Annotated in this window: 9 protein-coding genes; 7 read left to right on the top strand and 2 right to left on the bottom strand. The window is 59.1% G+C overall.

Translation table 11 applies throughout. From position 1 onward, the window contains the following. Positions 1-605 precede the first annotated feature (605 nt). The gene (locus VGY55_22490) at positions 606-3,920 is read left to right on the top strand and encodes an efflux RND transporter permease subunit (protein ID HEV2972754.1); all 3,315 of its coding nucleotides are present in this window, start codon (positions 606-608) and stop codon (positions 3,918-3,920) included. Here VGY55_22490 and VGY55_22485 read toward each other — a convergent pair. Next, on the bottom strand, positions 3,915-4,361 hold the full coding sequence (locus VGY55_22485; GenBank protein ID HEV2972753.1) for a universal stress protein: 447 nt from the start codon (positions 4,359-4,361) through the stop codon (positions 3,915-3,917). The two genes, VGY55_22490 and VGY55_22485, sit on opposite strands and share 6 nt — an antisense overlap. A 103-nt stretch (positions 4,362-4,464) precedes the next feature. Between VGY55_22485 and VGY55_22480 the strand changes: the two genes are divergently transcribed. Continuing rightward, entirely contained in the window at positions 4,465-5,958 is a 1,494-nt protein-coding gene (locus VGY55_22480; GenBank protein HEV2972752.1) for an efflux RND transporter periplasmic adaptor subunit, read from the top strand. A 160-nt stretch (positions 5,959-6,118) separates the two neighbouring features. Next, the gene (locus tag VGY55_22475) at positions 6,119-7,780 is read left to right on the top strand and encodes a TolC family protein (protein HEV2972751.1); all 1,662 of its coding nucleotides are present in this window, start codon (positions 6,119-6,121) and stop codon (positions 7,778-7,780) included. A gap of 156 nt (positions 7,781-7,936) precedes the next feature. On the opposite strand, the gene VGY55_22470 is transcribed toward VGY55_22475, so the two are convergent. Continuing rightward, positions 7,937-9,493: a porin gene (locus VGY55_22470; GenBank protein HEV2972750.1), complete on the bottom strand. Its 1,557-nt coding sequence runs from the start codon at positions 9,491-9,493 to the stop codon at positions 7,937-7,939. Positions 9,494-10,089: 596 nt separating this feature from the next. Between VGY55_22470 and VGY55_22465 the strand changes: the two genes are divergently transcribed. The 4 genes from VGY55_22465 (at position 10,090) to VGY55_22450 (ending at position 15,464) form a co-directional block, all read left to right on the top strand. Next, a complete protein-coding gene (locus tag VGY55_22465) occupies positions 10,090-11,715 on the top strand; it encodes a porin (GenBank protein HEV2972749.1) in 1,626 nt (541 codons plus the stop codon). A 78-nt stretch (positions 11,716-11,793) separates the two neighbouring features. Beyond that, on the top strand, positions 11,794-12,435 hold the full coding sequence (locus VGY55_22460; GenBank protein HEV2972748.1) for a hypothetical protein: 642 nt from the start codon (positions 11,794-11,796) through the stop codon (positions 12,433-12,435). A 483-nt stretch (positions 12,436-12,918) separates the two neighbouring features. Next, positions 12,919-14,706 (top strand): porin, encoded by a 1,788-nt coding sequence (locus VGY55_22455; GenBank protein ID HEV2972747.1) that lies wholly within the window; start codon positions 12,919-12,921, stop codon positions 14,704-14,706. Positions 14,707-14,837: 131 nt separating this feature from the next. Next, complete coding sequence (locus VGY55_22450; protein HEV2972746.1) at positions 14,838-15,464, top strand: hypothetical protein; 627 nt, start codon at positions 14,838-14,840, stop codon at positions 15,462-15,464. The last annotated feature ends 121 nt before the right edge of the window (positions 15,465-15,585 follow it).

The raw sequence follows: 15,585 nt of genomic DNA, 5'->3' as shown, positions 1-15,585 counted from the left end.
CACTTCTATCCAGGGCGGCGGTCGGTGTCATACGAAATTCACGAGGAGGCCGTAACGATGAATGGCCACGGGTGGAGCTACTACGTGTCGCGACGTGGGAAACGTCCAATGCTAGTTCTCGGAGGGATACCGGGTGAAAGAATGCGAATCAATGACAGCGTCGACCTTTTCGTGCTTGGAATAGAGCGTGATCGCGTGCGACTTGGAATCGACATCGATCCAAACGGTCCGGATCAGCGGGTATTCGTTCTGGATTCGGTCAATTGCTTCTTTTCCAACGCACTGCCGCCGCCATGACGGGCTTCTTCATGGTCTTCGTGGCGGCAACGATGCGATGCTTACGGTCGGGCGCCGCTGGCGTGCTTCGCAGCACGCCTTTCGTCATCGGCGAACGGACGACCGATTTGCATAAAGTCACCGGAGTCGAGGTGCCAGGTTGTTCCTGGCCGGCTCGTCCCGCGGTTCAGACCACTAGATGGTGCTGCATATCGACAGGTCCGGATCATCTTGCCGACTGTCGAATACGTTTGCCCTTGATCGCTCGGTGCGAAACAATATAGGTTCCGCTTCGTATTGAAAACTGTACGCATGAAGAACTCGAAAATATGTGGATCATCCGAACTGCCCTGAAGAGCCCATACGCCGTCACGGTGATGGCGCTGTTGATCCTCGTGATGGGCGTCCTCTCCATCAGTCGGATCGCAGTCGATATTCTGCCGGTCTTCAAAGCGCCTGCGGTCCAGGTGATGACCTACTTCTCGGGGATGCCCACCGCATCCGTCGAGAAAACCATCACCAACCGCATCGAGCGCTGGACCAATCAGGCGACCGGCTGTCAACGCGTGGAATCGAAATCGACGCTGGGGGTGAGCGTCGTGCGGCTCTACTTCCAGGACGACATCGACCCCAACGGCGCGCTGACCCAGGTGAATTCGCTGGCCTTGGGCACTCTGCCCACTTTGCCTCCCAATACTCTGCCGCCGGTGGTGCAGCCGTTCGATCCGACTGGCACTTTGCCTTTGGGAGTCCTGACGGTCAGCAGCCCGAGCAATTCGGGATTGGACGAGACGGCACTGAAGGACTTAGCCCGTATCGAGATTCGCAATATGCTCGGCGGGGTCAAGGGGGTGGTGGCGCCGGCTGTGTTCGGCGGCAAGGACCGCACGATCCTGGTGTACGTGAATCCCCAGGAATTGCAGGCCCGCCATCTGTCGCCGCTGGACGTGGTCGATGCGCTGGGGCGGCAGAATCTTATGGTCACGCCTGGCGTGGCGAAGTTCGGCGGCTACGAATTCCAACTCGATTCCAACGCCATGGTCAGTGCGGTCGACGAATTGAACCAAATCCCAATCCGAACCGATCCAGGCAATCGAGTGTATCTCTCCGACATCGGCTATGCCAAAGACGCCAGCGCCATTCAAACGGCGCTCGTGCGGATCAACGGCCGCCGCCAAGTTTACGTCCCGATCTATCGCCAGCAAGGGGCCAGTACGCTCACGGTCGTCGATGGCGTGAAAAACGAAATCCCGCGCATGATGTCGATTCTCAAGGCCGAAGGCAAGGACGTGCAATTGGACCTGGTGATGGATCAGTCCGTCTCCGTGCGGGAGGCCATTACGAGCCTGATCCACGAGGGAGTGATTGGGGCCTTTCTGGTCTCGGCCATGATCTTGATCTTCCTGGGTAACGGCCGGATGACTTTGATCGCCACCTTGTCGATTCCGCTGGCGATTCTCTGCTCGCTGGTGGGACTGTTTGCGACCGGCAACACGATCAACGCCATGACGTTGGGAGGGCTAGCCCTAGCCATTGGCCCGCTTGTGGATAATGCGATCGTGGTGCTCGAGAATACGCACCGCCACCACACGTTGGGCAAGTCGCGAATCGCGGCGGCGTTCGATGGAGCGGCGGAGGTGACGACTCCCGTGCTCGTGGCCACGCTGGCGACGATCATCGTGCTTTGCCCGATCGCCTTGATGCCGGGGATGGGCGGATTCCTTTTCCGCCCGTTGACGCTGGCGGTCGCCTTCGCGATGCTGGCCTCGTTTTTTCTTTCACAGACGCTCGTGCCGGCTCTCTGTGCCAAATGGTTGGGGGGCCATGCACATCCGGGCGACGAGCATCAAACGAAAGGTTGGGGGCAGCGGATCCATCATCGAATCGAATTGGTGATCCAATTCGTTACGCGGCGATATGAACGCGTGCTGGCGATGGCGCTACGGCATCGCGCGCCGGTGCTGATCGGCGTGGGGCTGCTTTTCTGCGGCTCGCTCGCGCTGCTCTTGGGAATCGGTCGGGAATTCTTCCCGCAGATCGACGCCGGGCAGATCACGCTCTATCTGCGCACGCCCTCGGGCACCAACCTGGAAGCGGCTGAGCAACGGGTGAGTGAGGTCGAGCAATTCCTCAAAGACTACATCCCGACTGACGAGCGGAAGATGATCATCTCCGAACTCGGATTGGTTCCAGATTGGTCGGCCGCTTACACGGCGGATTCGGGAACCCAAGACTGCACCATCAAGGTCCAGCTCAGCGACGAGCGGACAAAGAGCGCTCAGGAATACGCCATCGCTCTACGACATGCGTTCGACGAGAATCGAAAATTCAGCGACCTGCGGATTAGCTTCGACACCGGCGGCATGGTCTCGGCGGCACTGAATTATGGGGCCTCTTCGCCGATCGACGTGCAGATCGAGGGGGGCAGCTTCAAAGACGCCCTCGCCCTGGCGCAGCATGTTCGCGACAACGTGACTGGCATCCGCGGAGCCGCCGACGTCCACATCCAACAGCGGCTCGATGCCCCGCAACGGATTATCGTCGTCGATAGAAAGAAAGCCGCCGACGCCGGACTCGATCTCGCGCAGGTCATCAACCAAGTGGCCACGGCGATGAATTCCAGCGTCTCGATCAAGCGGAACTTTTGGATAGACTACAAGTCCGGCAATCAATACTTCGTCGGCGTGCAGTACCCCGAGAATCCAAGCCAGCGGCTGGAAGATGTTCTCGACATCCCAGCCACAGGCACCATCCGGATGCATCCGGTTAAATTGGGAAGCTTGGTTACGATTGAGCCGAGCAGCGCTCCAGTCGAAGTGAACCACGTCAGTCTGGCGCGCGTGTTCGATGTGCAGGTGAACACCGAGAACCGCGATATCGGCGGCGTGTCGGGCGAGATTCAAAGCCGGCTCAAGAGTCTTCAACTCGCGCAATGGCAACAGGAGGTGAAAAACGGCAACAAGATGCCCGACGTGCTTGAGAACCAAGGATTGCTTTTTCCCAACGGCATGCGGATCAATGTTCGCGGGGAATATGGGCGGATGGTCGAGTCGTTCGGCAGCCTCGGTTTCGGCTTAGCAATGGCTTCAGTTTTGGTCTACCTGCTGCTGGTCGTGCTGTTCCGCTCATTTTTGACTCCGTTCATCATTATGTTCGCCGTTCCGTTGGGGTTGATCGGCGTGTTGGCGATGTTATTTATCACGCACACGACGCTCAACGTGCAGTCGAGCATGGGCGTAATATTTATGGTGGGCATCGTCGTGGCCAACGGCGTCCTGCTGGTCGATTTCGCGAACAAGCAGCGCCGCTTGGGGGCGTCGGTTCAGGGCGCTATCACTACCGCCGCCAGCATCCGCTTTCGCCCGATCATCATGACCTTCTTGGCGACGTTTCTCGACCTGCTGCCGATGGCGATTGGCCTGGGGCGCGGAAGCGAGGCCAACGTGCCTTTGGCGCGGGCCGTTGTCGGCGGCTTGCTCACCTCCACAGTCCTTACTCTGATCGTCGTCCCTATTATTTACACGCTACTGGTTCGCGATTCGACAAGGCCAGAGACCGACGTTGACGCCGAATTGTCAGAATCCGATTTCGCGGCTCAACTCAGGATTCCAGCAGCGGTTCCCGTAGGATCAACCCGTTCATGACACCGCTGCCCGCGGCAACTTCACGGTCACAACCGCGCACGCCGCTTTGCGGACAACGTGCTCGGCGACGCTTCCCATGAAAAACCGCTCTAATCCCCGATGACCATGCGTGCCCATAACTATCAGATCACAGTGCCGTTGTTCGGCGACCTGCTCGATCCCTCTTGCTGGGTCCCCTTCAACCAACAGATAATCGATCGAGCTTTCGGGAGGCCCGAGAGGTTTCATTTTGCGAAGTTCCGCCCACAACCGGTCCCGATAACCTTCGGGTTCGAGCTGGTTCCCAACTTCGCCGAACGTGACGTTAGCGGGGCCGAGCGTCTCGACAACGTGCAGCACGAAGATTTGCGACCCATACTTGGTCGCCAGATCGGCTGCGATTTGCAGCGCGCAGTTCGAGCAATCCGAAAAATCGGTCGGGTGCAAGATGGTTTTCGGCAAGAACCTGCAGCGGGCTCTGCCTGTTGGAGTATTGGCGACCTTGATTATAGCATGAAAGCGCCAAACCAGTGATTCATCGCTTCATCAACGGAGGCATACTTCCATGACTGCTGGGCGAAATCGTCCTTGGATCGGTGAGAAGCCGATCGTTTTCTACGGCTTGGCCGCCGTAGCGACAATTGCAGGGGCAATCGTCGTTGCAGGCTTAGCGGGTTGCTCTGGCGGGAACGTCGCTGCGCAGGCAACCGACGGCACCAAGCAATCACCGGCAACTGTCGTCGAAAGCGCCAATTCATCGCGCGCCGACGGCCCAGCTACCGGCGACAACGTCATCACGGTCGAAACGATTCGGCCGAAGCGCAATCCGCAGGGATTCGTTCGATCCGAAAAGCAGCCGGCCTACGTGGAAGGGTACTACACCGCCGATCTGATGGCCCGCGTTCCCGGCACCGTCAAATTCATTCAAAAGAATATCGGCGACACGGTGAAAGAGGGAGAATTGCTGGTCGAGTTGGACGCCCCAGATTTGGTTCAGGAGTTGACTCAAAAGTCGGCCGCGGTCCTCGGCGCCGACCAGGACTTTAAGGCAGCCCAAGTGAATCTGCTCGTGGCTCAGGCCTCGGCTAAATCCGCCCGCTCGCTCATCAAAGAGAGCGAAGCGGCTGAAGCTCGTGCGGCAGCGCTGAAAAAATTCCACGAGGAGGAATATGAACGCTATAAGGTGCTAGCACAAAGGGATGCTGTCGTCGCCAACGTCTTGGATGAAAAGCTGCGGGATTTGGAGGCGGCGGCGGCCGACTATCAGACAGCCCAAGCTGCCACCGACACGGCCAAGGCGAGGGCCGAAGAGTTTTCCGCCAAAGTGGATGCAGCACGAGTCGATATAGACGTTAAGAAGGCTCGGGTTGCGACCGCGCAAGCGGACCGCGACCACGCCCAAGCCATGGTGGATTTCACCAGGATTCGGGCTCCCTTTGATGGACTGATTGCCTCGCGAAAAGTCGACCCGGGATCGTTCGTGCAGAACGCGAGCACGGGCAATCCGACCCCAATGCTCCGGGTAGTGCGCACCGACATCGTGACGCTCGTCACATGGGTGCCCGAAAAATGCGCTCCCTTCGTCGACAAGAATACTGAAGCGATTATCCAACTGAATGCCTTGGAGGATCAGGAAATTCACACGAAGATCACGCGCTATTCGCATTGGCTCGATCCGGACAAATCGCGCGACATGCGAGTCGAGGTGGATTTCGACAACAAGGATGACCGGCTGAAGCCGGGCATGTATGGAGATATGACGCTGCTGCTCGAGGATTTCAGTAAGTCGCGGCTCGTGCCCGCCGGGGCTGTATTCGCTTCGGGCGATCATTCGTACATTTTTGAGGTGCGGGACGGGCGCGCCGTTCGCGTTCCAGTCCGCGTGCAATTCGAAGACGGAGTGCAGGCCAAGATTGTCAAGATGATTCGGTCGACCGATCCTAAAACGGGACGCCCCGTCGAGAACTATGAGGAGCTGACCGATCGAGATCAAATCGTTCGCAGCGGGCAGGGAGAGCTTGCAGACGGCCAGCCGGTAAAGGTCGTCGCGGCGGATTGAAATCGCCAGTGCCGACGACGGATCAACAAAACCGTGTCGGCCAATGCGGGTGGCGGTTTCGCGCAAGGAGGCGCGTATGGTGTCGGTTTACCTGCGGTTTGGCAGAAGGCATCGCGGACGCGGCGCAGCGCGAATTCGGCGATACTTAGCGTTCATTTCGATGGCCGGTTCGATCGGTTTCTCAAGTGGCTGCGCGACTCCCGATCGCGACACGGCAGCATCGACACCGCTTGCGAAACAAATCGCGCCAGCGAATCAGCTCGGCATTCCTTCCGTCGCGGCACGAAACGTCGGTGGCGTCGGCGACGTTCCGAACGCACCGCAAGGCATTGGCGATGTGATTCAACCGGGCGACCTCGTGTCTCCGTTCCGGTTGGTCGGATACGCAGACGATGAAACGCGGCCCGCGGTTGATGCAACGGCGACTCCTCAACCCAAATACACGCCGGCTACGCTCATTGGCGCTGCAAGCCCGATCGATCTGCCAACGGCATTGCAATTGGTTGACGCCAATAGTCCGACTGTCGCCCTGGCGCGCGACCGTGTCCGCGAGGCTTACTTGCAGGAGCGGCAGGCGGAATTGGCATGGCTTCCCGATCTGCGGACCGGTCCAACGTATGATCGTCACGACGGCCGCGATCAGGGTACAAACGGACAGATCGTTCAAGAGTCCAAACAAAGACTCTTCGTCGGCGGCGGCGCGGAACTTGATTGGAACACCTCGGAATTGCTGTTTGGCCGGTTGGCAGCGCAGCGGCTGACCGCCGCCGCCCAGGCCAGCGCCCGGGCCGTCAGCAGCAATGTGCAGTTGGACGTGGCAATCGCCTATCTCGACTTGCTCCAGGCCTACGGCGAATACGCGATCTATTCCGATGCCTTGGCGCGCGCGGAAGAGATGCTCCGCAACGCCGAATCGGCCGAAAAGGCGGGGTTGAGCAAGACAACCGCCGACATCAATCGTGCTCGCACCGAAGTCGATTTGCGCCGCGAGCGGCAATTTCAATTGCAGGCACAGATCGCCATCGTATCCGCCCGCTTGGCTCGCCTACTGCTTCTGCGTCCCACGGCAATTCTCAAACCGAACGATTCCCGCGTCGTGCCGATCGGATTGATTCCGGATCTAAGCAAGCTGGACGAGCTGGTGTCCATCGGCCTGAGCAATCGCCCGGAGCTGCAACAAAACCGTGCCCTCGTTGCCGCGGCGATGACCCGCTGGCGACAAGCACAGGTTGGACCGCTGATTCCTCATTTGGGACTGAACTATGCGGGCGGCACATTCGGCGGCGGCGTCAACGACCAGATGGGCGATTTCGGCGCTCGCAGCGACGGCACGGCGGAAGCCTTTTGGGAATTGCACAACATGGGCGCCGGAGAAGTCATTCAGTCTCGCATCCGGCAAACGCAGGCCAACGAGGCTACATTGAATCTGACCGACGTTCAGGCCCGCGTGGCCGAGGATGTGACCTCCGCGGCGCAATCAGCCCAGGCGGATCAAAGCAGCCTGGAATCCGCCGAACAGGCGGTCGTGCAGGCGCTGGAAACCTGGCGGCGGCTGAGCGAAGCCTCGTTTGGGTTGGCGGGAGCGGAGCATCAATATGATCCATTGCAGCCCTTGATTGCCCTGCGCGATCTGGCGGATGCCCGGACGCTTTACCTCGGCGCAGTAATCGACTTCAACAAGTCGCAGTTCCGGCTGTACTGGGCCATGGGCCAGCCGCCGATCGGCGCCCTGCGCCAAATGGTACCGCGGCCGACGAGCACGCCGGTGGTTCCGGAACCGTATTCGCGACCGGAAGAAGTCCCGCCGCCAGCGAAGCGTTAGGTCGGTAGTCCGTAGGGTGTGTCGAGCAAAGCGCTGACGCACCGGGAGCAGGATGAATCTGAGTGTTGCCGCGTGTTCCGGTGTGTCTGCGCGGACTTGACGCGCCTCACGGCTCCCCGTACCTGAAGAGGTTCCGCCGCAGGCGAAGAGGGCATCTTAGAAGTGGTATTCCACCCGGATGCCGTTAATGTCGCACGTGCTGTCGATATCCTTCTTCGCCAGAACCTTTTCGAAATTGCTGTGAATGAAGTTGTACATCACGCTGCAATTGTTGGTTAGATACCAGTGCAGGCCGAAGGTGTAGTTCACAGCCCGGCCTCCTCCGACTCCGTCGTTGTTCAAGTCGATGAACGACAATCGAGCGCCGATTTCCCACGCGCCCCAACCGGTGATGACTTCGCCGTCCGGATTGCGAACGCGAAAGAACGGCTCGTAGGGGGTCACGCCCTGAAAGAATTTGCCGGGCAAATTGTAGTTGTGGTTTTCACCGGTGAGCAGATAGAGGGCCTCGACGTAACCACCGTCAAGATAGATATCTTGACCTCGCTTGAGCGGCGTGAGCAGGGCGCCCATGTACTCCGACTCGATCAGCAGGGGGCCGTTCATGATGGCCGCCTCCACGCTATAAAGTTGGAAGTCGTTGCTGGGGATCGTTGCGACGGAAAACGGCGTTTGGGCATTGATTTCCGGAACCAGCGTAAAGGCTTTGCTGTCGGCGTTATTGTTGTTGGTCCCCGTGAATTCATATGCCCCGCCGATGTGAGCTAAGTATCGGCCGCCGCTGGCGGCGTCGTAGTATGGAAGCCAAATCAGGCGCGTTGTAGTCCCCCAGTCTCCTTCGTTGCTATATTCGAGAAACGTCTTGTCGCCCGATCCTTCGCGGAAGGCGCCAGTGAACCAACTCAAGGTTTGCTTGTCGTTCAGATCGTTGTAGGCCATGACGCCCATGTGCCGGGCGGGAACGAACGCGTTGGGAAGCGACCGCTCCATGAACAGTAGATATTCTTCGCCCGTCTGTTGCTCGAGGCCGTATGGCTCCTTGAAGTAGCCAACCTTCACATGGCCCAAGACGGGCAGCTCTCGGAAGTTGACCCATACGTCCTGAAACGCGGCGAGCAGCGCGGGATTGGTCGACGATTGCGCCTGAGCCATATCGACTTCCAGTCGGTAGTTGATGTTCTCGTACAGGTCGCCGTAAAACATCAGGCGGAGGAAGCGAAAGCCAGTCAGGTTCGGTTCCGTGCCGACCAATTTGCGATTGGCCGGATCTTGACTGAACATGGCGTTGTCCCAAATCGCTTTACCCCCGATCTGCAAGGTGGGCGAGGTGATGATCGGCACGGCGGTCGGATCGCCCTGCTCCGACGCCGGATTTGCGGGAGCTATTCCAGGGTTTAACAACTTCGTCGGTGGCGACTGCAGATTGCTAGGATAATCCACGGGGTTGATGGCGGCTTCTCGCGGCGCGCCGGTTGTGGCCCGGTCGTGCAGTTCAGCCTCGCACTTTTCTAGACGTCGACGCAAATCCTCGATCTCGCGAAGTGGATCGACGGGCGACCCAGCCGTCTCGTACCCCGACGGTACCGCTTGGTTATTGGGCCCGTTTGCCGAACCGAACGATGGCGCCGTCGATGATAGTTGCTGCGCGGGTGTCCGGTTGGACACTGCCGCGATCAGCACCGCCGCCATTGCGAGCTTCAAATGACGATTCATTTGTCGTTCCGTAAATGGAGAAGGGTTAGTCGCCGACCGCGCTGGAATCTTCGATCCAGCCGTTACTTCGCGCCCTTAGTTGCATCGGCTTACAATTGATCGAACCGGATTCATCATAATCTTTATCAAATAAGGCATGTTTGGGTTCCGCGTCAAAAGCGGCTGCCGAAGAGAAATGAGCATGCGACAAACCCGAACCACTGCAAATCACAGGCATCACAATACGACACTTTGCCGGCTAGGTAATTCGCACCGGTCGGAGCGCCTGAACCGAACCTAGCGGTTGTGCGTGTGAGATGTTTGGAAACGATTAAAAACTACGAATCTTCGGACCGGAACTAACAAATAGATTCTCCGGCGAGTCCGATTTCTTCGTTATCCACGCTAACTTCCCGACCATCGTCGGCGCCTGGGAGAATCGTTGGCTCAACGCAGAGCCGACTGCCTCGCGGTTTTCGCGGACGGTTAATCTAATGAAAGGATGCTCTATGCGAGACGGATCTCGTATTGGCGGGGCCATGACGCCACGCCGAATGACCCGCTGGGCCATCGCATTTGCGATTTTTTCTAGCTGCGGCATATTCCAGGCGGCGGCGATGGCGCAAGACGTCAATTCGTCGGCGTTCGACGACTTGAAAAGGATGGTCGAACAGCAGCAGCAGCAGATTCGTCAATTGCAAGCTCAAGCGGCCAATCAGCAACAGCCGGTGGCTCAATCGCAAACCGGGCAAATCCCCGCTGTTCCCACCGGTTACGGGGATCCTGCCCCGGCTGCGGCCGTTGCCGCGACGGCAGCTGCCGCTGCAGGGACGGGACTGCCGCCGGGCGCCACAATCGTCTCGAACGATAAGTCCCCCTTGAACGTTTGTTGGAACAACGGTCTCTGGTACGAGAGCGCGAACAAAGAATTCTCATTGCATCTTGGCGGCCGAATGGAGTGGGACGCTGGAACCTATGAGGCACCGCGATCGACGGTTGCAGAGCTACGGGCGCTGAACAATTCGCCGACCAGTCCGGGCAACGCCAATGGTTGGCAAAACTTCCAGGACAACATGGACTTCCGCCGGGCACGGCTCCGGGTCGACGGCACGATCTACGAAAACATCGACTTCATCTGCGAGTTCGAGTTTGCCGGCTCGTTTGCAGTGGTCCGGCCGAATCGAACCGGCGCCGGCGGGACTCTCAACACCGGTGTCGCCAATAGCACGATTGCAAACTCGGCCAATCTCATCGATGCGGTCACCCCAACATGGGTCGAATGCACGCTCAAGGATATTCCGATTCTAGGCAATGTCATGGCTGGGCAATTCCTCGTGCCATTCAGCTTCGATCTGGGGACCTCGGACGAATATACGCAATTCATCGAGCGATCGGCAGCGTTCGACGTGTTCGTGCCGCAATCCGGCACCGGGAACTTCGCCCAAGGCGTCGAGGCCTTCGACTGGAACGAGGCCGAAACGGCGACTTGGCGGAACTCGCTCACGACAAACACGGAAAACGATCCGTTCAACGGGATCGCGCTGGCGAACGATGCCTTCTCCTGGATCGGCCGCGCCACCTGGTTGCCGTATTACGACGAGGCCAGCGGCGGACGCTACCTCGTTCACGTGGGCGTTGACGCCCAAGCGCAAGGACTCGAGCGCGACGTCATCAATTTCCACGATCGCGGCGACGTTCACGAACCATACGCAATCACGCCCAGCTACGTCAACCAAAACGTGGTCGGCACGTACTCCGAAATGATCTGTCCGGAGTTCGTGGCCGTTTGGGGACCATGGTGCCTCGAGTCAGAGTATTACGCCATGGAAGTCAATGGCTCGAATATCAGCGGGACTGCCAAGGGGAATTTTGGCCATTTCTTCGATGGCGGATACCTTCAGGCGAGCTACTTCTTGACCGGCGAAAACATGACCTATGTCCGCCGCGCGGCCGCGTTCACCCGCGTCACTCCGTACGAAAACTTCGTCAACCTTCCCGGCGAACGGACGCACTGTGGCTTGGGCGCCTGGCAGGTCGCCGCCCGCTATTCTTGGGTTGATCTCAACGACCAGGGAGTGCACGGTGGCCATCTCGATGAATCGACGCTCGGCCTCAACTGGTATCTGAACCCCAACATGCACTACGCGTTCAACTATTGTTATACCCGCGTCGTCGGCTTGGGGGCCGGCGGCGCCACGGAGAGCGCCAACGGCTTCGGTTTCCGCATGACGATGAACTTCTAACGGCGACCAACCCATAACCTCGTAGGTCAGGATAGAAGCCTGACCTACGACCGACCTTAACCTTCCGCGGAGTGAAATATGAAAGCGATTATGACCACCGTTGCCGCCTTCGTCGCGATCGCGGCGATCGGCCTGGTGAGAGCGGGCGAACCCACTTGCAGCGCCGAGCCGTCGTGCGCCGCCCCGGCCTGCTGCGATCCGGGCTGCTGCTGCCCGAAATGCGGCTGCCACGAGGGGATGATTCCGGTCTGCCATCCGTATTGCACGACCAAGAAAGTGGTCAAGTATCACTATTGCTGCAAATGCGAAGAGCTGTGCATTCCGGGCCGGTTCCCGTGTTGCCCGAAATGCGCTGAAGGATGCTGCGAAAACGGCGGATGCACTGCGGGATGTGGCTGCACGGAAAACGGCGCCCGTGGCGCCTGCGGCTGCGAAGAGGGGAAGTGCAACTGCCTCATCCGCGAGGTGCATAAGCTCGTGAAGATTCCTTACACCGTCGAAGTGCCCGTCCGCAAATGCACGATCGAATGGGTTTGTCCCAAGTGCGGCTGCAACTGTGGTTGCACTGAGAAGGCCGACTCGGCGCCGGCGCCGGCCGCCCCGATGCCGCCGTCGCCGCCAGCGCCGGAGAAGTCGGCCTCCGCACGGCCGATCAACCCGGCGATGGCCGGATACTATTCGGCGTCGGATGACGTTCTGGAATCGAGGGTTTCCAAGTAGGCCGTCCGAACTTTGGCCGGCATCAACCGCCACGCCGGCCATCGATTTGCGATGTCACAACGAGTCGCGGCCGTGCGTTCCGCTAGTCGGAACGCGCGGCCGATTTTTTTTCAGCAGGGGTTGGATTCAAACATTACCGGCGATGGACCAAGCGGCTGGAGTTGGCCGTTGCAGGTTTCGCAAATCCTTGCCAAAGAAACGATTACCCAGCGGGGTGTCAAGGCTTGCCGACGAGGAGGTTCATGGAGAACAGGTCAAAGAAGCGCAATGTATCGATAATGTGTCGGAGCTGCGCTGCGGCGGACCCGCTAAGTGGACCGCTTGCACAATACTAATCGAGTGATTTTCCGTGGCCTCCGACATATTCGATAGCGATGCTCGTTCGCGATGTCGCGAAGCGATATATGGACGAGAGTCGGTTCGACGCCAAGTCAAGCTCAGGCTGGGTCTCAATAACGGCCAATCTCACGGAAGGAACGAATCATGCGAGAAGGATCTCGTGTCGGCGGTGCAGTCGCGGCGCACCCCCCAATGGCCAGTTGGCTCTTTCCAATCGCCGTTCTAGTCGGGTGTAGCACGTTGGTCACGACCGTCCAGGCCCAAGACTTGAATTCGCCCCCCTTCGATGATTTGAGAAGATTGGTCGATCAGCAGCAGCAGCAGATTCGGCAAATGCAGGATCAACTTGCCCGATTGCAACAGGCTGCGCCTTCACAGTCAATTCCGTCCGAGCAAGCATCGACATCCGAGGCCGGCTTTATGCTTCCCAGCGACCCCGTCAAGAAGCCGGACGACGGTAAGACGGCGAAGCCGGCCGACCAGCCCTACGTGGTCGGCAGCGACCTCAGCGTCAAATCCGATTTCCGAAACGGCTTGTTCCTCTGGTTCGCCACGCCGAACAACGACTTCAACATGCACATTGGCGGCTGGACGCAATTTGACAACGTCTGGTGGAATGAATCTCCGGCGCTGAAAGCGGCTCCTGGCGCGAGGCCAGGGCATGTCCCCCAAGGCGTTGCGAATGGAGCGGCCCTCGGCGGCATCGGTGACCTTCAGGATGGCGAATACTTCCGCCGCATCCGCCTGTTCTTTGAAGGCAATTTTTGGGGAAACGGCGAGTATCGAATCATTCCCGCCTTTGAGAACGACCAATTCAGCACGGTCGGGCTGGACGAATTCTGGTTCGGCGCCACGAGCCTTCCCGTCGTCGGCACGGTCCACATCGGTCACGTCAAGAACGCGATCGGGCTGGAAGGAGATATGTCGTCTTCCAGCCGCTGCATGACGTTCATGGAGCGGTCGGCCTACTCCGAAGCCATCGAACTCAATCAGAACTTCGTCACCGGCATTCAGCTTAGCGACAATTACCTCGACCAGCGCGTCTCTTGGCAGGCCGTGGCCTTTCGCCCCGATAACGGGTCGTCGAGCGGCGTGTTTTTCGGAGATGGACAAGGGGGAGTGCAGGCCCGCTTGACCGCCCTTCCGGTCTATGAAAATGAAGGCCGCGATTTGGTGCATTTCGGTATCTCCGGCGGCTTTCGCGATGGGACGACCAATAACGCCACGTCCCCATTCCACGTGTTTCAATTGCGGGCTCGGCCCGAGTTGCGCGATGACGACCCGGCCGCCGGCGGCCCTGCCGCCGTACCGAATGCGGATAGCAACCGGCTGATCGACACCGGCCCGATCACCGCCCACGACGAATTCCTTTTGGGCCTGGAAAATCTTTGGATCCGCGGGCCATTTTCATTCCAGGCCGAGTATGGATGGAACTTCCTCAACGGCGCGGTCGGAGCTAACCCAGGGTTGACGGCGCCATTTTTTCATCCGGCGATCACTCCCTCTCAAAACTACGTCTTTAGCGGCGGCTACCTTCAGGTGGCCTACACCTTGACCGGCGAGAACCGCTCTTACGACCGGCGATATGGCGCTCTGGACCGTTACTACTACGGCAAAGCCGGGCCGTACAGCAACGCCTGGGTGATCCGGGATGAGGATGGCAACCTTCACTGCGGCTGCGGCGCCTGGGAAGTTGCCGCTCGATATTCGTATGTAAATCTCAATGACGGCACCGGCCTCAACCGCATCCAGGGCGGAATCTTGAACGGCGTCAGTCTGGCGCTCAACTGGTATGCCAACGACAACTTCAACGTCATGCTCGACTGGGTTTACGACCAACGCGACGACACGCCGACCGGCCCCACCCTCGCGACCAGCTCTCCCGCGGGCTGGACGAGCGGCGTTGGGATTGAGGCCCAGTTCCAGTTCTAAGGTGGACCGAATCGTAGGTCAGGCTTCCAGCCTGACGGTCCGGCGGGATGCCTGACCTACGACTGGAAGCCTGACGAACAGACCGTAAGGAAACTTCCAACTCTAATCTTCTTCGTTCGGAGGATTGAAATATGAAAACGATTGCTATGTCCGCCGCCCTGGCGATCGCCGCGCTTGCGGCGTCCAGGCTGTCGATGGCGGGAGAAGCCACTTGCAATGCCGAGCCATCATGCGCGGCGCCGGCCTGCTGCGATCCTGGCTGCTGCTGCCCGAAATGCGGTTGCCACGAGGGCCTCGTCCCGGTGTGCCATTCCTATTGCACGACCAAGAAAGTGACCAAGTATCATTATTGCTGCAAGTGCGAAGAGTTGTGCATTCCGGGCCGGTTCCCGTGCTGCCCAAAGTGCGGCGACGGCTGCTGCGAAAAGGGAGGATGCACTGACAATTGCGGTTGCGACAACTGCGGCTGTGAAAGCGGCAAATGCAATTGCCTCATCAAAGAAGTGCACAAGCTCGTGAAGATTCCGTACACGGTCGAAGTGCCGGTCCGCAAATGCACGGTCGAATGGGTTTGCCCCAAATGTGGCTGCGATTGTGGTTGCACTGAAAAGACCAACTCGGTGCCTGCGCCGGCCGCTCCGATGCCACCCGCGCCGCCCGCGCCGGAGAAATCGGCCTCCGCACGGCCGATCAAATCAGCGCTGGCCGGCTACTACTCTGCGTCCGATGAAGTTTTAGAGCCGAGGACTTCCAAGTAGGCCTTCGGATCGTTGGCCGGCATCCACCGCCCGTCGACCGTCAATCTGCGAATTCGCCACAAATCGCGGCCGTGCATTCCGCCATCCGGAACGCACGGCCGCATTTATTGGAACGCTTCGG

This window comes from Pirellulales bacterium, from assembly GCA_035939775.1.
GTDB lineage: Bacteria > Planctomycetota > Planctomycetia > Pirellulales > DATAWG01 > DASZFO01.
The sequence above is the reverse complement of the archived record's forward strand: the minus strand, read 5'-3'. Positions and strand labels throughout refer to the sequence as shown.

Coding starts and splice junctions, on each gene's coding strand:
- VGY55_22460 (HEV2972748.1), top strand. CDS start 11,794: ATGAAAGCGATTATGACCACCGTTGCCGCCTTCGTCGCGATCGCGGCG.
- VGY55_22480 (HEV2972752.1), top strand. CDS start 4,465: ATGACTGCTGGGCGAAATCGTCCTTGGATCGGTGAGAAGCCGATCGTT.
- VGY55_22455 (HEV2972747.1), top strand. CDS start 12,919: ATGCGAGAAGGATCTCGTGTCGGCGGTGCAGTCGCGGCGCACCCCCCA.
- VGY55_22490 (HEV2972754.1), top strand. CDS start 606: ATGTGGATCATCCGAACTGCCCTGAAGAGCCCATACGCCGTCACGGTG.
- VGY55_22450 (HEV2972746.1), top strand. CDS start 14,838: ATGAAAACGATTGCTATGTCCGCCGCCCTGGCGATCGCCGCGCTTGCG.
- VGY55_22465 (HEV2972749.1), top strand. CDS start 10,090: ATGGCGCAAGACGTCAATTCGTCGGCGTTCGACGACTTGAAAAGGATG.
- VGY55_22470 (HEV2972750.1), bottom strand. CDS start 9,493: ATGAATCGTCATTTGAAGCTCGCAATGGCGGCGGTGCTGATCGCGGCA.
- VGY55_22475 (HEV2972751.1), top strand. CDS start 6,119: ATGGCCGGTTCGATCGGTTTCTCAAGTGGCTGCGCGACTCCCGATCGC.